The sequence below is a fragment of the Arenibacterium halophilum genome (assembly GCF_005938225.1).
Classification (GTDB): domain Bacteria; phylum Pseudomonadota; class Alphaproteobacteria; order Rhodobacterales; family Rhodobacteraceae; genus Arenibacterium; species Arenibacterium halophilum.
The window spans coordinates 504,534-525,453 of the sequence record NZ_VCPC01000001.1; the positions used below are offsets into that span (position 1 = coordinate 504,534).

Annotated in this window: 21 protein-coding genes; 9 read left to right on the forward strand and 12 right to left on the reverse strand. The window is 64.0% G+C overall.

Annotated features, from left to right (window positions below; genetic code table 11):
* Window positions 1–15: 15 nt before the first annotated feature.
* Window positions 16–213, reverse strand: a complete 198-nt coding sequence (locus FGK64_RS02445; protein WP_138862210.1) for a CsbD family protein — start codon at window positions 211–213, stop codon at window positions 16–18.
* 316 nt (window positions 214–529) lie between these two features.
* Here FGK64_RS02445 and FGK64_RS02450 point away from each other — a divergent pair, with 316 nt between their 5' ends.
* From FGK64_RS02450 to FGK64_RS02465, 4 genes are all read left to right on the forward strand, one after another.
* On the forward strand, window positions 530–1,114 hold the full coding sequence (locus FGK64_RS02450) for a hypothetical protein (protein WP_171053953.1): 585 nt from the start codon (window positions 530–532) through the stop codon (window positions 1,112–1,114).
* Window positions 1,115–1,170: 56 nt separating this feature from the next.
* Complete coding sequence (locus FGK64_RS02455; protein WP_138862212.1) at window positions 1,171–1,575, forward strand: PaaI family thioesterase; 405 nt, start codon at window positions 1,171–1,173, stop codon at window positions 1,573–1,575.
* Window positions 1,576–1,760: 185 nt separating this feature from the next.
* A complete protein-coding gene (locus FGK64_RS02460) occupies window positions 1,761–2,453 on the forward strand; it encodes an eCIS core domain-containing protein (RefSeq protein WP_138862213.1) in 693 nt (230 codons plus the stop codon).
* Window positions 2,454–2,469: 16 nt separating this feature from the next.
* Window positions 2,470–2,904, forward strand: a complete 435-nt coding sequence (locus FGK64_RS02465) for a DMT family transporter (protein ID WP_138862214.1) — start codon at window positions 2,470–2,472, stop codon at window positions 2,902–2,904.
* Here the strand turns inward: FGK64_RS02465 and FGK64_RS02470 are convergent.
* The 4 genes from FGK64_RS02470 to proS form a co-directional block, all read right to left on the reverse strand.
* The gene (locus FGK64_RS02470; protein WP_138862215.1) at window positions 2,888–3,589 is read right to left on the reverse strand and encodes an ABC transporter ATP-binding protein; all 702 of its coding nucleotides are present in this window, start codon (window positions 3,587–3,589) and stop codon (window positions 2,888–2,890) included. The genes FGK64_RS02465 and FGK64_RS02470 overlap by 17 nt on opposite strands.
* Window positions 3,582–4,868, reverse strand: a complete 1,287-nt coding sequence (locus FGK64_RS02475; RefSeq protein WP_246057652.1) for a lipoprotein-releasing ABC transporter permease subunit — start codon at window positions 4,866–4,868, stop codon at window positions 3,582–3,584. The genes FGK64_RS02470 and FGK64_RS02475 overlap by 8 nt, the downstream gene beginning before the upstream one ends.
* A 54-nt stretch (window positions 4,869–4,922) precedes the next feature.
* Window positions 4,923–5,198, reverse strand: coding sequence for a hypothetical protein (locus tag FGK64_RS02480; RefSeq protein WP_138862216.1), 276 nt, complete (start codon window positions 5,196–5,198; stop codon window positions 4,923–4,925).
* A gap of 89 nt (window positions 5,199–5,287) precedes the next feature.
* Window positions 5,288–6,646, reverse strand: a complete 1,359-nt coding sequence (gene proS, locus FGK64_RS02485) for a proline--tRNA ligase (protein ID WP_138862217.1) — start codon at window positions 6,644–6,646, stop codon at window positions 5,288–5,290.
* 168 nt (window positions 6,647–6,814) lie between these two features.
* Between proS and FGK64_RS02490 the strand changes: the two genes are divergently transcribed.
* The 4 genes from FGK64_RS02490 to FGK64_RS02505 all read left to right on the forward strand — a co-directional run bounded on the left by FGK64_RS02490 (window position 6,815) and on the right by FGK64_RS02505 (window position 12,476).
* Complete coding sequence (locus FGK64_RS02490) at window positions 6,815–7,906, forward strand: AI-2E family transporter (protein ID WP_138862218.1); 1,092 nt, start codon at window positions 6,815–6,817, stop codon at window positions 7,904–7,906.
* 1 nt (window position 7,907) lies between these two features.
* A complete protein-coding gene (locus tag FGK64_RS02495; RefSeq protein ID WP_138862219.1) occupies window positions 7,908–8,597 on the forward strand; it encodes a P-loop NTPase family protein in 690 nt (229 codons plus the stop codon).
* Between the two features lie 44 nt (window positions 8,598–8,641).
* On the forward strand, window positions 8,642–10,816 hold the full coding sequence (locus tag FGK64_RS02500; protein ID WP_138862220.1) for an RNA degradosome polyphosphate kinase: 2,175 nt from the start codon (window positions 8,642–8,644) through the stop codon (window positions 10,814–10,816).
* A gap of 118 nt (window positions 10,817–10,934) precedes the next feature.
* The gene (locus FGK64_RS02505; protein WP_138862221.1) at window positions 10,935–12,476 is read left to right on the forward strand and encodes a Ppx/GppA family phosphatase; all 1,542 of its coding nucleotides are present in this window, start codon (window positions 10,935–10,937) and stop codon (window positions 12,474–12,476) included.
* A gap of 80 nt (window positions 12,477–12,556) precedes the next feature.
* On the opposite strand, the gene FGK64_RS02510 is transcribed toward FGK64_RS02505, so the two are convergent.
* The 5 genes from FGK64_RS02510 to scpA all read right to left on the reverse strand — a co-directional run bounded on the left by FGK64_RS02510 (window position 12,557) and on the right by scpA (window position 17,346).
* The gene (locus tag FGK64_RS02510) at window positions 12,557–12,943 is read right to left on the reverse strand and encodes a hypothetical protein (RefSeq protein ID WP_138862222.1); all 387 of its coding nucleotides are present in this window, start codon (window positions 12,941–12,943) and stop codon (window positions 12,557–12,559) included.
* A gap of 39 nt (window positions 12,944–12,982) precedes the next feature.
* On the reverse strand, window positions 12,983–13,972 hold the full coding sequence (locus FGK64_RS02515; RefSeq protein WP_138862223.1) for an endonuclease/exonuclease/phosphatase family protein: 990 nt from the start codon (window positions 13,970–13,972) through the stop codon (window positions 12,983–12,985).
* A complete protein-coding gene (locus FGK64_RS02520) occupies window positions 13,972–14,652 on the reverse strand; it encodes a molecular chaperone DjiA (protein ID WP_138862224.1) in 681 nt (226 codons plus the stop codon). Before FGK64_RS02520 ends, FGK64_RS02515 begins: the two co-directional genes overlap by 1 nt.
* Window positions 14,653–14,715: 63 nt before the next feature.
* A complete protein-coding gene (locus FGK64_RS02525) occupies window positions 14,716–15,198 on the reverse strand; it encodes an MAPEG family protein (protein WP_246057653.1) in 483 nt (160 codons plus the stop codon).
* Between the two features lie 18 nt (window positions 15,199–15,216).
* Window positions 15,217–17,346: a methylmalonyl-CoA mutase gene (gene scpA / locus FGK64_RS02530; RefSeq protein WP_138862226.1), complete on the reverse strand. Its 2,130-nt coding sequence runs from the start codon at window positions 17,344–17,346 to the stop codon at window positions 15,217–15,219.
* 175 nt (window positions 17,347–17,521) lie between these two features.
* Between scpA and FGK64_RS02535 the strand changes: the two genes are divergently transcribed.
* Window positions 17,522–17,974, forward strand: coding sequence for a DUF4174 domain-containing protein (locus tag FGK64_RS02535; protein WP_138862227.1), 453 nt, complete (start codon window positions 17,522–17,524; stop codon window positions 17,972–17,974).
* A 73-nt stretch (window positions 17,975–18,047) separates the two neighbouring features.
* Here the strand turns inward: FGK64_RS02535 and FGK64_RS02540 are convergent, their stop codons facing one another.
* Entirely contained in the window at window positions 18,048–18,845 is a 798-nt protein-coding gene (locus tag FGK64_RS02540) for a hypothetical protein (protein WP_138862228.1), read from the reverse strand.
* Window positions 18,846–18,849: 4 nt separating this feature from the next.
* The gene (locus tag FGK64_RS02545) at window positions 18,850–20,895 is read right to left on the reverse strand and encodes an acetyl-CoA carboxylase biotin carboxylase subunit (RefSeq protein ID WP_138862229.1); all 2,046 of its coding nucleotides are present in this window, start codon (window positions 20,893–20,895) and stop codon (window positions 18,850–18,852) included.
* Between the last annotated feature and the right edge of the window lie 25 nt (window positions 20,896–20,920).

Here is a 20,920-nt window from a genome sequence, read left to right on the forward strand (position 1 = left end):
TCAGGTGCTGTCAGGTTACAGCCGGTGTTCCCACTCGGCCACTTCCTTTTCAGCCACGTCGCGGGCCTTGCCGTAACGCTCCTGCACTAGGCCGACCAGCTGCTCGCGGTTGCCCTTGGCTTGCTGAAGTTCGTCGTCGGTCAGCTTGCCCCACTGCTCGCGGGCGCTGCCTTTGACTTGTTCCCATTTGCCTTCGATCTGGTCCCAGTTCATTGGTCCACTCCATTCATGTTGCGTCAGCCAATCAACGCGCCAATGCCGCCCGAGTTCCTGATGCGCACATCGGCTCGGGTTTCCATACAGGCAACAATCCGCTGTAGCGGCCGCCCACAGCGCCAATCCGGAATTTGTGCCGGGGCGCCGCCTCCAAGTTCAACACGGCCAACAATGTGTTGAAATCATGGCAATTTAGTGACGAGACTTGTTAAGCAGCCCGGCGAAACGACCAAGAAGTGGCAGAAATTACTAAAGTATTCATCGCCCCGCCCTATACTTCATGGCGTGTTTGAAAGTTTGTTCAGGTTCTTCTATGTCACGGTCCGTGTTCACAGCCCTCTGCGTTCTGTCTCTTGTGGCCACACCTGTTCATGCCGAGCCGCAGCGCTGGGCGTTGTCCGATCCCTGGAACATCAGCTTCTACCCGGCAACACAGGGTTGCCTCGCCTACGCAACCTTCGACGGAACGGGAATCTTCATCGGTTTCGATACGCTTGAGGACGTCCCTGCGCTTGATATTACCCTGCTCGACAGCCGCTGGCAGTCTATCGAAAGCGGCAGCAGTTACCCGGTCTCGCTGACCTTCGGCAACAATGCGCCCTGGGTGCTGGAGATGACCGGTGTCCACATGGATGGTGCGCCGGGTCTGCACATCCTGATCGACGCGACCATGGACAGGTCCGCCACGTTCATCGAAGAATTTCAAAGCGAAATGAAGATGCGATGGAGCTATGCGGACACCACGTTGGGCGAATTCACCCTGCAAGGATCGCGACAGGCGTTTCAGCAGGTCGTCGCCTGCCAAACCGCCCATGCCGAGACGATTGCCGCGCCGTCCAGCGGCCTGCCCGCCAACGCCGAAACCGTCAGCACCTCTGTTTCCGCCGGGACCGACTGACGCACACAGCATAATTGGCGGCTGACAGCGCGCGGACCTGCCGCTAGGGTCGCCACATGACACCTGCGCAGCTGCAAGACATACTGGATCAGAACTTTGCCGAATGGGTGCGCGCGCTTGACATGCGCGTCATCTCGGCCAACCCAGACCTAACAGTCGTCGACATGCAGAACGGCCCCGCACTGCGCCGGGTCGGCGGCATTGTCTCGGGCCAAGCCCTGGCCGCGCTGGCAGACACCGCCATGGTCCTTGCCGCGATCGCCAACGCGGGTGAAATGCGCCTGTTCGCCACCACCGATCTGCACACCCAATTCCTGCGCCCCGGCGTAGCCCCGGTGATCCGCTGCAATGCGCGCATCATCCGTGCGGGCAAGGCGCTGGTCTTTGTGCGGGCCGATATGACAGACGGCGAAGACGGCAAACCTGTCGCCACCGCGATGGCCAGCTTTTACGCCACCTGACCGCGCGTGCCGCGCGGTGCCTCCGGCGGGGATATTTGTCCCCCAAAGAAAACAAGACACACTATTCCTCTTTGGGGGGTAAATATCCCGGGGGAGTCGCCCGGCACGGGCGGCGGGGGCAGCGCCCCCGATTTGCCGCCATTTCTGCGCTGTTCACCGCGCTGACCCCGGGATAACGTCGCGCCATGATCTTACGCTTGCTTGTCATATTGCTGCCCGTTCTGCTGCTTGCCTGCGGGCGCCCCCTGACCGAATCCGAACAGGCCTTTGCCCGGTCAATGCTGGGTGACGAACTGGCGGCGCAACGGGTGCGGCTGGTCGATGGCGCACCCGTGGCCGCCGTAACCTTCCGACGCAAGGCCCGTCCGCGCGTCACCTGCCGCGAACGCATCCTGCCCCCTGCGACAGAGGCGATTGTCACGGCGAAACCCGCCGCCGTGACGCTGTTCAACACGGTGTTCTTCGACAAGGCATGGTATGCCGACAACTACATGAACACCTACCCCGAACGCATCAGCCTGAGTGCGGCGATGTTGCTGGCGCACGAGTTGACCCATGTCTGGCAATGGCAGAACCGTTCCAAGACCGGGTACAGCCCGCTGCGCGCCGCCGCCGAGCACGGCGCGAGTGACGATCCCTACCTGTTCGAACTGGACGCGAAGCCCGATTTCCTGAGCTACGCCTATGAACAGCAGGGCGCGATTGTCGAGGAATACGTCTGCTGTCGCGCGCTTGATCCGGGCGCTGCCCGCACCCGGCGGCTGCACGATATGCTGAAAGCCGCCTTTCCGGTGTCGGACCTGCCGCGAGATGGCAAGCGGGAAAGCGGCGTGTACCTGCCTTGGGACAAAGCCGAGATCAAGAATATCTGCGCGTGAGGCGAAAGGGCGGCCGATGGGCATCTATGCATTCACCATGTTGCTGGCCGGGGTCGGCATTCCGCTGATGGCGGCCCTGAACGCCGCGCTGGGGCGGCACATGGCCTCGCCCGCCGCCGCGGCGGCCGTGCTCTTCGCATCGGCCATGGTGATCGGGTTGGTCGCGGTGGCGATCACCGGCCCCGGTGCTCTCATCCGGGTGGCAACGGCTCCCCGACATCTGTTGCTGGGCGGGGCACTGGTGGCGTTCTACGTGCTGTCAGTGACTTATATCGCGCCGCATTTCGGAGTCGGCAACGCGGTGTTCTGCGTGCTGATCGGCCAGTTGATCAGTGCCGCCGCCATCGACCATTTCGGCCTGTTCGGCGCGCCGGTCACGCCGGTTTCGGCCATGCGCGGGCTGGGGCTGGCGCTGATGGGCGCAGGCACCTGGGTTACGCTGCGGGGCTGAACGGCCCGTCGCGCAGCTGACCCTCGGCCAGGTGAATCACCCGGTCCATCCGCGCGGCCAGCGCCGGGTTATGCGTGGCGACCAGCGCCGCCATCCCGTTTTCGCGCACCAGCCGCATCAGCGCCTCGAACACCTGATCCGACGTCGCGGGGTCAAGGTTGCCCGTGGGCTCATCCGCCAGCAGAACGCCCGGCGCATTGGCCATGGCGCGGCAGAAGGCCACCCGCTGCTGTTCGCCCCCCGACAGCGCCGCCGGGCGGTGACCTGCCCTGTGATCCACCCCCACCATCTTCAGAAGGGTCAGCGCGCGCGCCTCTGCTTCGGACCCGCGTACGCCATTGGCCCGTTGCGGCAGCACCACGTTTTCCACGGCCGAGAATTCGGGCAGCAGGTGGTGAAACTGATAGATGAAGCCAATGTCCTGCCGCCGCATCGCGGTGCGGGCGGCATCGCCTGCCGCGCTCATGTCGGTGCCGCCGACGACCACGCGGCCCGCATCGGCGGTATCCAGCAGCCCGGCGATATGCAGCAGCGTGGATTTCCCGGCGCCCGAGGGGGCGACCAGCGCCACCGCCTCGCCCTTTCGCAGGGTCAGCGAGGCGCCTTGCAGCACGCGCACCTCAGCCGGGGTGCCACGGTTGTAGCTTTTGCAGATACCGTCCAGCAGCAGCGCGGGATCACTCATAACGCAGCGCCTCGACCGGGTTCATCCGCGCCGCGCGGCGGGCGGGGAAATAGGTGACAAAAAACGACAGCCCCAGCGACAGGGCCACGGCGCTGAGCACATCGTTCAGGTGCAATTCCGCCGGGAGCGCATAGATCCCCCGGATCGACGGGTCCCAGACGCCGCCGCCCATCGCCCAGTTCACGAAGGAAAAAATCGGGTCGATATAGAGCGCGAACAGGCAGCCGAGGATGACCCCGGCCAGCGTGCCGATGGCCCCCGTGGCGGCCCCGCAGATGAAGAATACGCGCAGCACCGTGCCCTCGGTCAGGCCGATGGTGCGCAGGATGCCGATGTCGCGGCCCTTGTTCTTGACCAGCATGATCAGGCCCGAAACGATGTTCATCGCGGCGATCAACACGAGGATCGACAGGATGATGAACATCACGTTGTCCTCGACTTCGAGCGCGCGCAGGAAGCCGCCCGCCTGATCGCGCCATGTCCAGATCAGCGCCGTGTCACCGGCGGCGCGCAGGATCGGCAGCGCCATCGATTCCACCGCTTCGGGGTCGGTGACCATCACCTCGATCTCATCCGCAACACCTTCGCGGTTCAGGTAAGGCTGTGCCTGATCCAGCGGCATGTAGATCCGGGTACGATCGATGTCGTAGCGCCCGGCGGTGAAGACATAGACCACCTCGTAGCTGCTGACGCGCGGGCTGGTGCCCATCGCTGTCTGCACCCCGTTGGGCGAGGTCAGCTTGATCCGGTCGCCGGGGGTGGCGTTCAGCTGGCGTGCAAGGCCCGAGCCAATGGCGATGCCTTCGGAAAAGCGCGCGACGTCTCCGGCGCTTTCCTCGGCCTGGGCGATGCCCGGCAGGCTAGCAAGGTCTTCGGGAGTGATGCCGATGATCTCCGCGCCGGAACTGCCCTGCCGCAGGCTGGCAAGCACCTGACCACGCACCAAAGGCGCCGCGCGGGTCACGCCCGGAACGGCGGCGATACGGGCAACCATCTCATCGTAGTCCGGGATCGTTCGATTCAGGTTGCCCAAGGGGTCAACCTCGCCCGCGCTGTAAACCGTGACATGGGCGTTGGCGCCGAGGATCGTGCCGACGAATTCGGCGCGAAAGCCCGAGCGTACGGCAAGCGTCGCGATCAGGGCGAAGACGGCCAGGGTGATGCCGATCAGGCTGATCCAAGTCATGACGCTGACGCCGCCTTCGGCGCGGCGGGCGCGCAGATAACGCCAGGCGATCATCCATTCGAAACCCGCAAAGGGGCGTGTGCGCGCGCTCACATGGTCCTCCGAACCCCGGCGGGCCGTGGGCCGCGCCGCATATCAGCGTCAGGCTTAAAGCGCGTGCAGCGCCTCGGCCCTGTTCTGGATATCGGCGGTATCACCGTCCGTCACCACGGCGTCAAGGCCGCCGGACTGGTCGAAGTACAAAACTGCGCCTTCGGGGATGGTGTCGAGCGTATCGGGTTCATGCATCACGGCGGCGCCGTGCGGGCTGGTGACACCCCCGAGAGGCCCGTCGATCTGCGGCAAGGCCAGCGCCAGCGTCGCGGCACCGACCGCGACAGCGGCAAGCGAAGACAGGACAGCAAGACGGCGAAGGCGAGGCATTTCGATACTCCCAAGTGTGTTGGCATCTGTGGCCTCAACACTTGGGAGGTCGAAAAAGTTCCGCTTGTCAGTCGCTTGACGGTTTCGTTTTACAGAATGGCGGCAGCGGCGAGATGCGGCGCGTAGATTTCCGCCACCTTTTGAACCGCGGCTTCGGGGCTCAGTTCCTCGCTTTCGCCGGTGCGGCGGCTGGTCAGCTCGACCACGCCGTTTTTCAGCCCGCGCGGCCCCACTGTGATGCGCCACGGCAAGCCGATCAGATCCATCGTGGCGAATTTGCCCCCGGCCCGTTCGTTGGTGTCATCGTACAGCGGCTCCAGCCCTGCGGCGACCAGCGCGGCATAGATGCGGTTGCATTCGGCATCTGCGGCCTCGTCGCCCTGTCGCAGGTTCACGATGCCACAGTGGAAGGGAGTCACGCCTTCGGGCCAGATGATGCCCTTGTCGTCATGGCTGGCTTCGATGATCGCGCCCAGAAGGCGCGACACGCCGATGCCGTGGCTGCCCATGTGCACCGGCACCTTGCCGCCATCGGCGGTTTGAACAGCCGCATTCAGCGGGTCGGAATACTTGGTGCCGAAATAGAAAATCTGCCCCACCTCGATACCGCGCGATGATTTGCGGCGATCTTCGGGGATGGCGTCGAACAGGCTCTCGTCGTGGGTTTCGTCCGTGCGGGCATAGGGGGTTGTCCATTCCTCGCAGATCGAACGAAGCTGCGCCGCATCGTCGTAATCCACCGCGCGGTCGCCCAGCGTCAGGTCGGTGATTGCCGCATCATAAAACACTTCGGATTCGCCGGTATCGGCCAGAACCAGGAACTCGTGCGTATCCTCGCCGCCGATGGGGCCGGAATCGGCGCGCATCGGGATCGCCTTCAGCCCCATGCGTTCATAGGTGCGCAGGTAGCTGACCATGTGGCGGTCGTAGGCGCGCATTGCCGCCTCGTAATCCACGTCGAAGTTATAACCGTCCTTCATCAGGAATTCGCGGCCCCGCATCACGCCAAAGCGCGGGCGGATTTCATCGCGGAACTTCCACTGGATGTGATAGAGCGTCAGCGGCAGATCCTTGTAGCTGCTGACATGGCTGCGGAAGATGTCTGTAATCAGCTCTTCGTTGGTGGGGCCGTACAGCATGTCGCGGCCCTGACGGTCGGTGATGCGCAGCATTTCCTCGCCATAAGCGTCATAGCGGCCGGATTCGCGCCACAGGTCGGCCGATTGCAGCGTCGGCATCAGCAGCGGGATATGGCCCGCGCGCTGCTGTTCCTGATGCACGATGGCCTCGACATTGCGCAGCACCTTGTAGCCCAGCGGCAACCACGAATAGATCCCGGCCTGCGCCTGCTTGATCATGCCCGCACGCAACATCAGGCGGTGGCTGACGATCTGCGCCTCGGCGGGGTTTTCTTTCAGGACGGGCAGGAAATAGCGGCTCAGGCGCATGATGGCTCCGGGACAGATGGTGTTGCCATTCCTCTATGGCTTTGCCCCTGCCAAAACAAGCCCGCGCGCCCTGCGCGCCCGGCTTTTCCCGTGTCTTTTCGCATGGCCCGCCCCTTGAAACCACGCGGCGCATGGGCGATGTCACGGGGAACATCTGAAAGGGTCATCATGTCGCTGCCGGTTCGCGATCAACTGCGCTATTGGGGGATCGCCGCCATCGTCTTTGCGGTGGTGCTGTGGTTCCTTGGCAATGTGCTGATGCCGTTCATCATCGGTGCTGCCATCGCCTATTTCATCGACCCGGTCGCCGACCGGCTGGAACGCGCGGGGTTCAGCCGCGTGGGTGCCACGGCGATCATCACCATCGCCGCCGTGCTGATCTTCGTGCTTATGATGCTGCTGGTGGTGCCGACGCTGATTTCCCAGACCGCCGGGCTGATCGAGACGCTGCCCAAGCTGACCAACAACCTGCAAACCTTCCTGGGCGAACATTTCCCGTCGCTGCTGGACGCGGATTCGACCATGCGCAAGACGCTGGCGTCGATTGGCGAAGCGATCAAGAGCCGGGGCCCGCAGGTGGTGGAAACCCTGCTGGGTTCGGCCCTGTCGATCATCAACATCGTGATCCTGCTGGTGGTGGTGCCGGTGGTGTCGGTCTACCTGCTGCTCGACTGGGACAACATGATCGCCCGGATCGACGAGTTGCTGCCGCGCGAACATGCGCCCACCATCCGCCTGCTGGCCTCCGACATAGATCGCACTCTGGCGTCCTTCATTCGCGGCATGGGCACTGTCAGCCTGATCCTTGGCACCTATTACGCGGTGGCGCTGATGATCGTGGGGCTGCAATTCGGGCTGGTCGTGGGGTTCATCGCGGGGCTGGTCACCTTCATCCCCTATCTTGGCGCGCTGATCGGCGGGGCGCTGGCCATCGGGCTGGCACTGTTCCAGTTCTGGGGCGATTGGGTGTCGATCGGTATCGTCGGCGCGATATTCGTGATCGGCCAGGTGGTCGAGGGCAATATCCTGACGCCCAAGCTGGTCGGCAGTTCGGTCGGGCTGCATCCGGTCTGGCTGCTGCTGGCACTGTCTGTTTTTGGCGCGCTGTTCGGGTTCGTCGGGATGCTGGTCGCCGTGCCCGTCGCTGCAGCGCTTGGCGTGATCGCGCGTTTCGCCGTCAGCCAGTACATGAACAGCCGGTTGTACTCGGGCGAACCCGAGCCTGCCCCCGACCATCATTTCACCCCGAAAGACAGCTGACATGGCCCGACAGCTCAGCTTTGACCTCCCCGCGCTGACCGTGCTGGGGCGGGCGGATTTCTACGTCGCCCCCTCGAACGCGCTGGCGGTGGCAATGATCGAATCGACCGAAACATGGCCCGCGCCACAGCTGACGGTCTGTGGCCCCGAGGGCGCGGGCAAGACGCATCTGGCCAACGTCTGGGCCAATATGACCGGTGCGGTTATCGTGCCCTCGCGCGATCTGCCGGGGCGCGATATTCCAACCTTGGCCGAGGCCCCGGTTGCGGTCGAAGACGTGCCCGAAATCGCCTCGAACGCCGCCGCGATGGATGCGCTGTTTCACCTGTTCAACCTGATGCGTGCCAATGGCTGCCCCTTGCTGATGACGGGGCGCGGCGACCCGTCGCAATGGGGCTTGGCCCTTCCAGATATCCAAAGCCGGGTTCAGGCCGCCGCCCATGTGGCGCTGGACCTGCCCGACGACACGTTGCTGGCCGCAGTGCTGGGCAAGCTGTTCGCCGACCGGCAGATCACGCCGAAACCCGATGTGATTCCCTATCTGGTGCGCCAGATGGAGCGGTCTTTCGCGGCGGCGCAAAGCATCGTGGCGGGGATGGACAAGATGGCGCTGGACGAAGGGCGCACCGTGTCGCGCCAGATCGCCGCGCGGATGATTGCCATCGCGGCGGGTTCGTCGGAAACTATTTAAATCTCCGTCACCGAACGGTTACATTCGGTCAGGATAAGGCCGCCATGACAAACGCTGATTTCTTGCAATCCGACATTCCCCCCGCCGTCGCGCTGGAGGATTTCGATCCCAACGGCCCTCAACGATTCTACAACCGCGAGCTCAGCTGGCTGGGCTTCAACTGGCGCGTGCTGGAAGAGGCGGAGAACCTCCGTGTGCCGCTGCTGGAGCGGCTCCGGTTCGTGTCGATCTCGGCCAACAACCTTGACGAGTTCTTTACCGTGCGTGTCGCCGGCCTGCGCGAACTGGCCCATGCGGGCAACATGACTCCGGCCGCCGATGGGCTGACGCCATCGCAGCAACTGGTGCTGATCAGCGAAAACGCCCGCCGCCTGATGCAATCGCAACAGCGCGTTCTTGTCAGCCTGAAGGCTGAAATGGAAGAGGCCGGGATTTCCCTGCTCTCGCGCGATGATCTGACCGAGGCCGACCGTACCCACCTGGCGGATGTGTTCCTGCAACAGGTGTTCCCGGTGCTGTCCCCTCTGGCCATCGACCCGGCACACCCGTTCCCGTTCATTCCCAACACCGGCTATTGCCTTGCGGTTCAGCTGGAACGCAGCCGCGACAAACGCAGCCTGCAGGCATTGTTGCCGATCCCCGCACAGATCAACCGGTTTGTTCCCCTGCCCGCCCCCGAGGGCACCGCGCGCTTTCTGCCGCTGGAAGATCTGCTGTTGCTGGAAATCGGCAATCTCTTCCCCGGTTACGTGCTGAAATCGCATTTTGAATTCCGCGTGCTGCGCGACAGCGATCTGGAAGTCGAAGAAGAAGCCGAAGACCTCGTTCGCGAATTCGAAGTTGCGCTGAAACGCCGCCGTCGCGGCGAGGTGGTGCGCCTGACCCACTCTGCCGGTGCGCCACAAAAACTGCTTGCCACGGTCATGAACGCGCTGCACGTCGACGGCTCCGAGGTGATCGAGGTCGACGGCATGATCGGCGTTGCCGATCTGGGCGAGCTGGTGCTCGACTCGCGCCCCGATCTGCTCTGGCCCAGCTTCACGCCCCGCGTGCCCGAACGCGTGCAGGATCACGACGGCGATATGTTCGCCGCGATCCGCCAGAAAGACATGCTGCTGCATCACCCCTATGAAACCTTCGACATGGTGGTGCGCTTCCTGCAACAGGCCGCGCGCGACCCCGACGTGGTGGCGATCAAGCAGACGCTGTACCGCACGTCGAAGAATTCGCCCATCGTCGAGGCCCTGTGCGAGGCCGCCGAAGACGGCAAATCCGTCACCGCTCTGGTCGAGCTCAAGGCCCGCTTTGACGAAGCCGCCAACATCCGCCAGTCGCGGCGTCTGGAACGGTCGGGCGCGCATGTGGTGTACGGGTTCATGGACCTCAAGACCCATGCCAAGATTTCCACCGTGGTGCGCCGCGAGGGCGACAGCCTCGTGACCTATACGCATTACGGCACCGGCAACTATCACCCGATCACCGCGCGCATCTACACCGACCTCAGCTTTTTTACTTGCGACAAGGCCCTGGGCCGCGACGCCACCAAGGTGTTCAACTACCTTTCGGGCTATGCCCAGCCCGAAAGCCTTGAAAACCTTGCGATTTCACCGATCACCCTGAAGCCGCGCCTGATCGAGCTGATCGATGCCGAAATCGCCCATGCCAAGGCCGGGAAACCTGCGGCGATCTGGGCCAAGATGAACTCGCTCATCGACTCCGAGGTGATCGACGCGCTCTATCGCGCCAGCCAGGGCGGCGTGAAGATCGACCTGGTGATCCGCGGCATCTGCGGTGTGCGCCCCGGTATCAAGGGCCTGTCCGACAACATTCGCGTCAAATCCATCGTCGGCCGCTTTCTGGAACATTCCCGCATCGTCTGCTTCGGCAATGGCCATGGCCTGCCGTCAAAACGCGCGCGGGTTTTCATCTCGTCCGCCGACTGGATGGGCCGCAACCTGAACCGCCGTGTCGAAACGCTCGTGGAAATCGAGAACGCAACGGTCAAGGCCCAGATCGTCAGCCAGGTGATGGCCGCCAATCTTGCGGATGTTGCGCAAAGCTGGGTGATGGCCCCCGACGGCAGCTTCACGCGTCCGCCCGCGCCTGAAGGCGGGTTTGCCTTCAACTGCCACCGTTTTTTCATGGAAAACCCGTCGCTTTCGGGGCGCGGCTCGGCCGGGGCCTCGGACGTCCCACAGCTGACCCACGCCGACGACTGAACGGGCGCGGAAACCGGCTCAATGCAACCGGCCCGGTTTATGCGGTTGACCGGGCCCGCGCCCTGCCCCAAGTTGACCCCGCCAACAGGCGGCTGACCGGAACCAACGCGCGGAAGACATGAATTTGCAGTCTGAACCTGCTCAAGGTGAATGGGGCCCCTTCGGCCGCCCATTGTTCAACGATCCCAGCGCGCGCGCCCTGTCGCGCGTCGGCGTGATCGACGTCGGCTCGAACTCGGTCCGTCTGGTGGTGTTCGATGGCGCCGCCCGCTCGCCTGCCTATTTTTACAACGAAAAAATCATGTGCGGCCTCGGTGCAGGCCTTTCGGAAACAGGCCGCCTGAACCCCGAAGGCCGCCGCCGCGCCCTGTCCGCCATGCGGCGCTTCCAGCGCATTGCCGAGGGGATGGACCTGCCCCCGCTGACCGCGGTCGCCACCGCCGCCGTGCGCGATGCCGAAGATGGCCCCGAATTCCGCGATGATATCCAGCGCGAAACCGGCCTGCGGCTCTGGGTGATCGACGGCGAGGAAGAGGCGCGGCTGTCTGCGCAGGGCGTGCTGCTGGGCTGGCCCGGATCCTACGGTCTGGTCTGCGACATTGGCGGCTCGTCCATGGAACTGGCCGAAATCGCCGAGGGCCGCGTGGGCAAGCGCACCACCTCGCAGCTCGGGCCGCTGAAACTGGCTGGCATGTCCGGCGGCGCCCGCGCCCGCAAGGATTACATCAAGTCGGTGATGGCCGATCTGTCCGATCGCATGGGCCCGCAGCACAACCGCCTGTTCCTGGTCGGCGGCAGCTGGCGCGCCATTGCCAAAATCGACATGCACCGCAGGGGCTATCCGCTGAAAGTGCTGCACGAATACCGCATGTCGCCGTCCGCCGTTCAGGCCACCGTGCGCCACATCGCCGAATCCGACCCGGACGCGCTGCGCAATGCCTGTGGCGTGTCGTCGGCCCGGATGGCGCTGGTGCCCATCGCCTCCGAAGTGCTGTCGCGGCTGGTGCGTACTTTCAAACCCAAGGACATCGCGATCTCCAGCTATGGCATCCGCGAGGGGCTGCTGTACGAACAGATGCCCCAACGCCTGCGCGACCGCGATCCGCTGATCGAAGCCTGCCGCTTTGCCGAGGCGAAAGACGCGCGCCTGCCCGGATTTGGCCGCACCCTGTTCGATTTCGTGACACCGCTGTTCCGCGCCGCGCCGCCGGCCCGCCAGCGCCTGATCAAGGCCGCTTCGCTGCTGCACGATGTCAGCTGGCGCGCCCACCCCGACTACCGCGCCGAAGTCTGTTTCGACAACGCGACCCGCGCCAATCTGGGCGGCCTCAAGCACTCCGAACGCGTCTTCCTTGGTCTCGCGCTGCTGCACCGCTATTCAAACAAGCGCGATGGCACCGCCTTCGACAACCTCTACACGCTGCTCGACGACCGCTCGCAACATCAGGCCGAAGTTCTGGGCAAGGCCATGCGCCTTGGCGCGATGCTGCTGATGCAGAAAGAGGGCCCCGGTGCCGCGCTGATCTGGCAACCCAAGAAACGGAAACTGACGCTGACCATGCCCAAAGCGACGCAGGATCTGTTCGGTGAAGTGGCCGAGGCGCGCTTCCTTTCGCTTGCGACGACGCTTAACGCCGAAACCAGCGTCAAGATCACCTGAAACCCCGCTTCATTATTCCATAAATACTCCGGGGGAGTCCGCGCAGCGGGCGGGGGCGGAGCCCCCTTCCGTCGGCGAACTCAGATGTCTGTCGCACCGGCTGGCGGCTCATCGTCGTCCACGTCCGGCTGCGGCTCATAGGGCGGCGCATCGGCCTTGCGGCGGATGATGACATCGCCATTGGGCAGAACGTCGGGCAGCTCATAGCGGCTCCAGTCGCCGACCTTGCTCATCAGATCGCCCAGGGCCGGGCCCATCTGCTGGAAAAAGCTCCGCATCTGAGGACCGTATTCGCCCGCCAGATCGCGCAGGTCGCGCAGCGCGGGCGACATTTCATCGCGCAGCCCTTCGAAGAACAGCTCCATCCCCTGCTCCATCAGCGATCGGCCTTCGGCGGGTGGTTCTTCGGCGCGCAGCGGCGCGGCCAGCATGGCGATCGACAGGGCAAGGGCGACAAGCTGTTTCATGCCCCTGAATATAGGCCACCCGACGCCCCGCGTTAAGGGTCAGATCTCAATATCCAGCGTGATCGGAAAATGGTCCGACGCCAGCAGAAGGGCCTCGCGCAACACCCCATCGCGGTAAATCCGTGCGTCGTCAAAGGGATGCCAGATGCGCCAGTGCGGTTGACGTTCCATCAGATCGGGTGACACCATCACGTAGTCCAGCAGTGCCGACAGAAACCGCCCCTGCCCCGGCTGAGTGAAACGCGCGGTGGCCGGCATCGCGCCCAGCCGCTGTTGCAGCGCCATGCGCGCATGCGGGTCATGCAGATCGTCACCCAGCACGATCTCGACCGAGGATCGCCCGAACAGGTGTTCGTATTCGTCCAGCCCCGGGCCGTCGTTCAAGTCGCCCATCACCACCAGCGGCTGCGCCTCGGACAAAACCGCCTCGATCCGGGCACGCAGCCAGATCGCCTGGGCCAGCTGTTTGCGCCGGTTGGCGATTGACACACGCATGATCTGGTCGTGCCCGCGTGCCCCATGCGGGGCCTTGGATTTCAGATGCGCGCCGATCATCCGAAACCGAAACCCGGATGAGGTTTCAACCGCAAGCTCAAGTGGTGGCTTGGAAAACTGCACCCTGTCGCGGGTGGCATCCACGTCAAGGTCGATCTCGAACGCCCCGTCGAAGCGGGGCGCGCCGGTGCTTTGCGGATCGTGACGCGCGCTGAGCCTATCGGGGTCGTAAAGCAGCGCGATTTCCTGCTGGGTGTCGTTGGAAAACCCCATGACCGCCACCCGCTGGCGCAGCCCGAAATTCGCGGCGAACCCTTCCAGCGCGGCGACCGTATGTTGATGCCGCCCTGTATTCGGCGCTTCGATCACCATCACCGCGTCAGCGTCCAACGCGCGGAACACCGTGCCCAGTGCCTCGGCCTGCTGGGTGCGGGTCACATCGTGGCGGCCCGACCATCCGCCATCCATCATCAGCCGGTTTTCCTCGTCGAACAGGTTCGCGAACCATTCGACGTTATAGGTTGCCAGCCGCATCAGGCGGCGGCCGAATTGATGTCGTCCCAGGCCTGGTTGATGTCGCGCAGGCGCTTTTCGGCCAGTTTCACCGCCTCTTCCGGAACCCCACGGGCCATCATCCGGTCGGGGTGGGTTTCGCGAACCAGTTGCCGCCAGGCGGCGCGGATCTGGTCACGCGGGGTGTCGGGGGACACACCCAGCACCGAATAGGGATCGGGCCGGGAATCGGGCACGAACCGACAGCGCAGCCCGGCGAATTCTGCCGGCGACAGACCGAAAATCTCGGCCACGTCCGCCAGGAACTGATCTTCGGCGGGATGGTAATGCCCGTCGGCGATGGCAATGTGAAACAACCCCTCCATCAGGTCCGACAGCACGCGCCGGTCACCTTCGAACATGCGGCTGACAGAGGCGGCATAGTCGCGATAGCCCGCCACGTCGGTGCGGGCCATGTTAAACACCCGCGCGGCGTTGGCTTCGTCCTCGCGCGCGATCAGAAAGACCTCGCGAAAAGCGGTCACCTCGTCGCGGGTCACGGTGCCGTCGGCTTTGGCCATCTTGGCGCCCAGCGCGATCACGGCGATGGTAAAGGCCACGCTGCGTTCGGGGGGCGTGCGCAGACGGTCAAAGACCTGCGCAAGGCTTTCGCCATTCGCCAGCGCGGACAGCGCCTCGGTTATCCGGGTCCAGATCGACATGGGATCACGTTAGCCTGCCGCCGCGCCGCTGTCAGGTGCGGTGTGCGGCCGCAGCGCGCCCGATCACAGCCACACCGCCAGCGCCCAGAGCCCGGCCAGAACGGTGGGATAGAAGGTCGCGGCAAAGCCGAAGGCGCGCAGCGGCGGTGCCACATGGTAGCCAACCCAGAAGGCCAGCCGCGCCACGACGAACCCGCCGCCAAGGTACAGGGCAAGAACCCCGCCCAGCGTCATCGCGACAAAAGGCCAGATCAGCGCCGCTAGCAGCGCCTGTTCGACCGTGTTCACCAGCACGCGCCCGTCGATCCACGCCGGAGACCCCTGCATGGCCCCGGCCCCGTCGATCAGCGCCTGGTCGAAAAACCGGCGCTGCGCGATGCGTCCGATCATGGCGGCCAGCACAAGGCCCGGCATCGCAAGCGCACCGGGCAGCGTCAGCTGTGGCGGCAGATAGGCATAGCCCGCCGACTGCACGCCCCAGACAAGCGCGACGGCCCAAAGGGCCCCCGCCGCCATTCCCGCACCGATCGTGCCCCGCTTGCCCAAGTCTTGCCTCTTGCCGGTTTACCCCCGCGCCTCGCGGATCAGACGCAGGATGTCCTCGGCCGCCTTGGGGATGTTGGTTCCGGGGCCGAATATCGCCTTTACCCCGTGCTTGTACAGGTAATCGTAGTCCTGCTGCGGGATGACGCCACCGCAGATCACGATGATGTCTTCCGCATCGGCGGCTTTCAGCGCCTCGACCAGCTGCGGCGCCAATGTTTTATGACCTGCCGCCTGGCTCGAGATGCCGATCACATGCACGTCATTGTCCACCGCATCCTGCGCCGCTTCCTCGGGGGTCTGGAACAGCGGGCCCACGTCCACGTCGAACCCGATGTCGGCAAAGGCGGTCGCGATCACCTTGGCGCCCCTGTCGTGGCCGTCCTGCCCCATCTTTACCACCAGCATCCGCGGGCGGCGGCCTTCGTCCTCGGCGAAGTCCTCGACCGATTTCTGAATGGCGGCAAAGCCTTCGTCGCCTTCGTAGGCCGCGCCATAAACACCGGCCAGCGTCTTCACCTCGGCCCGGTGGCGGCCGAACACCTTTTCCATCGCCATGCTGATCTCTCCTACGCTGGCGCGTGCGCGCGCCGCTTCGACCGCTGCTTCCAGCAGGTTGCCGCCTTCGCCCGCGCGGCGGGTCAATTCGTCAAGCGCCGCCTGACAGGCGGATTCGTCCCGGCTGGCGCGGATTTTTTCCAGCCGTGCGATCTGGCTGTCGCGCACCTTGACGTTGTCGACATCCAGAATGTCGATCGGGTCTTCCTTGTCCTTGCGGTACTTGTTGACGCCGACGATCACCTCGTCGCCCCGGTCGATCATCGCCTGACGCCGCGCGGCGGTTTCCTCGATCCGCAGCTTCGGCATGCCGCTGGCGACCGCCTTGGTCATGCCGCCCATTTCCTCGACTTCCTGAATCAGCGCCCACGCCTTGTCGGCCAATTCCTTGGTCAGGGATTCGACGTAGTAGGACCCGGCCAGCGGATCGACCACGTTGGTGACGCCGGTTTCCTCTTGCAAGATCAGCTGTGTGTTGCGCGCGATGCGGGCGCTGAAATCGGTCGGCAGAGCAATCGCCTCGTCCAGCGCGTTGGTGTGCAGCGACTGGGTGCCGCCCAGAACCGCGCTCATCGCCTCGTAAGCCGTGCGGATCACGTTGTTATAGGGGTCCTGTTCCTGCAACGACACGCCCGAGGTCTGGCAATGGGTGCGCAGCATTTTCGACCGTTCGTTCTTGGCGCCCACCTCGTCCATGATGCGATACCACAGCAGGCGCGCGGCGCGCAGCTTGGCAGCCTCCATGAAGAAATTCATCCCGATGCAGAAGAAGAAAGACAGCCGACCGGCGAATTTGTCGACATCCATGCCCGCGCTCATCGCGGCCTTCACGTATTCCTTGCCGTCCGCCAGCGTATAGGCCAGCTCCTGCACAAGGTTCGCGCCGGCCTCTTGCATGTGGTAGCCGGAAATCGAGATGCTGTTGAACTTGGGCATCTCGTTGCTGGTGTATTCGATGATGTCCGCGATGATCCGCATCGAGTGTTCGGGCGGATAGATATAGGTGTTGCGGACCATGAATTCCTTCAGAATATCGTTCTGAATGGTCCCTGAAAGCACCGATTTGTCGTGGCCCTGTTCCTCACCAGTGACGATGAAGCTCGCCAGCACCGGGATCACCGCGCCGTTCATCGTCATCGAGACGGAAACCGTATCCAGCGGGATGCCGTCGAAGAGGATCTTCATGTCCTCGACGCTGTCGATGGCAACGCCCGCCTTGCCCACATCGCCCGTCACGCGGGGGTGGTCGCTGTCATAGCCGCGGTGCGTCGCCAGATCGAAAGCGACCGAGACACCCTGCTGACCGGCGGCCAGGTTGCGGCGGTAAAAGGCGTTGGATTCCTCGGCCGTCGAAAAGCCCGCGTATTGGCGGATCGTCCAGGGCCGCCCGGCGTACATCGTGGCCTTCACGCCGCGCGTGAACGGGGCCTCGCCCGGCAGGCTGCCAAGGTGGTCGGCGCGCTCCAGATCCTCGGCCGTGTACAGCGGCTGGACGTCAATACCTTCCAGCGTGTTCCACGTCAGGCTATCCAGCGGACGGCCGCGCAGTTCGGCTTCGGCGCGCTTGGTCCATTCGTCTCGCTTGCTTGTCATCTCCGTGTCCTTTCGTCAGGTCGCAGGGGCGGCCAGAGGGGGGCTGGCCGGAATGTTCAGGTGAAGGCATGTGAAAGGCCGCGTCAGTACATCGCGGCCAAAAATGTGCCACATGGGCTTTTCGGCTGTCGCATTCTGCCTGTCCGGGCTTATATTCGACCGGACAGGAGAGATGATGAAATACGGCTTGGCCCTTGTTCTTGCGTTGTTTATCCCGCTTGGCGCCATGGCGCAGGCGGCAGAGCCGTCGTTGGACGACCTGATTGTTGGCGCCGACGAAACCACCCGGCTAGAGGATTTCCTGTGGAAATCGCGCCCCGTGATCGTCTTTGCCGACAGTGCCGAGGATCCGCGGTTCATCGAACAGATGGACCGGCTGGCCGAAGCGCCTGCCATGCTGGCCGAACGCGAAGTGGTGGTTCTGACGGATACCGACCCGGGCACGCAATCGGAACTGCGCCGCAAGCTGCGCCCGCGTGGCTTCATGCTGGTGCTGATCGGCAAGGATGGCGCGATCGAGCTGCGCAAGCCCCTGCCCTGGACGGTGCGCGAGCTGACGCGGTCCATCGACAAGATGCCGATCCGGCAGCGCGAAATCCAGATGCGGCACGGCACCTTGAACGAATAGCCGCAACCGCCTATATTTGCGGTGTAATCCTGTTTCCGAGAGGCTGACATGGAAAAAGACCCGAACATTCCGTTCACTCCGATCCCGCTGACCGGCCGGACGGGTCCGCGCCCGGGCTATTGACCCGCGCGATCACCTGATCCGCCGCCGACGCGCCGCCGTCGGAAAAGGCCCGGATCAGCTCCAGCGCATACTGCCCCAGAACAAAGGCCTGGCGCCGCATCTGGGCATAATCCTCGTACATCGCAATCCGCCGTTCCTGCGCCAGCTTGCCGCGAAAGTAGCTGCCGCGCATATCCTCTGCCATGATCGACAGCGCCTTGATCTGCCCATAGTAGGCGACGATGGCATCTATCGTCTGGCGCGGCAGCACCTCGATCTTTTCCACCAGCGCATCGAAAACGTGATCGTGCCGTTCGTGCGGGATGAAAGGCACGAAAGTCGGGTCGGCCTTCATCTTTTCGACCGTCGCGCGCATGTAGCCGTCTGACTGGCCCTCGTCCCAGATCGCACGCAGGGCGTTGCCGATTTCAGCATAAAGTGCCTTGTGGTAATCGCGCAGCTTTTCCGCCCGATCGCGCGAGCGGCCGATCTCGGTGAACATGGCCGTTGTCAGCCAGCCCATCGCGATGACCAGCCCGGCAATCAGCGCCTGCCCCAGCCGATCCTCGATCCCGATGATCTGAGCCAGCAAAAGCAGCGGCACGCCCAGCAGGATGGTGATCGGCAGCGCGATCCGGAACAGGAACTGCAACAGGATCCGGCGCGAGGTCGCAGCCTCGCTCCCGGCGAACAGGGCCGCCGCCAGCGCGATCAGAAGCAGCGTTAGACCGCCGCTCCAGATCCATATGGGCTGGTCCGCGGGGATCATGGAATCATTCGAATTCCATGATCACGTCGTCCACCGCAAGGCTGTCGCCCGCCGCGGCGTTGACCTTGGACACGATGCCCTTCTTTTCGGCGCGCAGGATGTTTTCCATCTTCATCGCCTCAACGGTGCACAGCGCCTGGCCTTCCTGCACCTCGTCGCCCACGGCCACATCGACCTTCACGATCAACCCGGGCATCGGGCACAGCAGCAGCTTGGAGGTATCCGCAGGCACCTTTTCCGGCATCAGGTCGGCCAGTTCGGCCTGACGCGGGGTGCGGACGTGCACCTTCAGGTCGGCGCCCCGGCTGCGGATGCGGAAGCCACCGCTGACCTTGCCGACCTTCAGCACCAGCGGCGAACCATCCACCGTCATCTGCGCCAGGCTGCGCCCCGGTGTCCAGTCGCCTTCGACCCGCAGCGCGGGGCCGTCGGCAAAGCGGATCGTCGCGCCCTTCGGGTCGGCATCCACCACCACGTCGAACCGTTCGCCCTGAAGCGTCACGGCCCAGTCGGTACCCACCTTGCGTTCGTGGTTGTCCATCCGGCCCGACACGCGGGTGCGGCGGATTTCGCCCACCCGGTGCATCGCCGCACAGGCGGCCGCGATACGGCGCAGATCGTCGCCCGGCAGGGTCACGCCCTCAAAACCCTCGGGGTATTCCTCGGCGATGAACGCGGTTGTCATGTCGCCCGAGACGAATTTCGGGTGGTCCATCACCGCCGAGAGGAACGGCAGGTTATGCCCGATGCCTTCCACCTCAAAGCTGTCCAGCGCCACGCGCATCGCTTCGATCGCCTCGGCGCGGGTCGGGGCCCATGTACACAGCTTGGCGATCATCGGATCGTAGTACATGCTGATCTCGCCGCCTTCATAGACGCCGGTATCGTTGCGCACTGCGTTGACACCGCTGGGTGCATCGCCCTGCCATTTCCCCTGCTCCAGCAGCGGACCGGCAGCCACCTCGGCGGGCGGGTTGTAGCGCGTCAGCCGCCCGATCGACGGCAGGAAGCCGCGATACGGGTCTTCGGCATACAGCCGGTTCTCGATGGCCCAGCCGGTCAGCTTGATATCGTCCTGCGTGATTGTCAGCGCCTCGCCCTTGGCCACGCGGATCATCTGTTCGACAAGGTCTATACCGGTGATCAACTCGGTCACCGGGTGTTCCACCTGAAGCCGGGTGTTCATTTCAAGGAAATAGAAATTGCGGCTTCCGTCGACGATGAATTCCACGGTGCCCGCGCTGGCATAACCCACGGCCTTGGCCAAAGCCACGGCCTGCTCGCCCATCGCCTTGCGCGTCGCTTCATCCAGGAAGGGGCTGGGCGCCTCTTCCACCACCTTCTGGTTGCGGCGCTGGATCGAACATTCGCGTTCACCCAGATAGATGCCGTTTCCGTGGCTGTCGCAAAGCACCTGGATCTCGATATGGCGCGGCTGGGTCACGAATTTCTCGATGAAGATCCGATCATCGCCAAAGGAATTCGCGGCCTCGTTCTTCGAGCTCTGGAACCCTTCACGCGCCTCTTCGTCGTTCCAGGCGATGCGCATCCCCTTGCCCCCGCCCCCGGCGCTGGCCTTGATCATCACCGGATAGCCGATCTCGTTCGAGATTTTGACTGCCTCGTCGGCATCTTCGATCAGGCCCATGTAGCCCGGCACCGTCGAAACGCCCGCCTCTTGCGCGATCTTCTTGCTGGTAATCTTGTCGCCCATCGCCTCGATCGCCTTGACCGGTGGGCCGACAAAAGCCACGCCCTCGGCGTCCAGCGCCTCGGCGAACTTCGCGTTTTCCGACAGGAAGCCATATCCCGGGTGCACCGCCTCGGCGCCCGAGGCGCGGATCGCCTCCATCACCTTGTCGATCACGATATAGGATTGGTTGGCGGGCGGCGGCCCGATGTGGATCGCCTCGTCCGCCATCTGGACATGCAGCGCCTGCCGGTCGGCATCGGAATAGATCGCGACCGTCTGAATACCCATCTTGCGCGCCGTCTTGATCACGCGGCAGGCAATTTCGCCACGGTTGGCGATCAGGATTTTCTTGAACATCTTACGTCCTTCGGTTCAGGGGGCT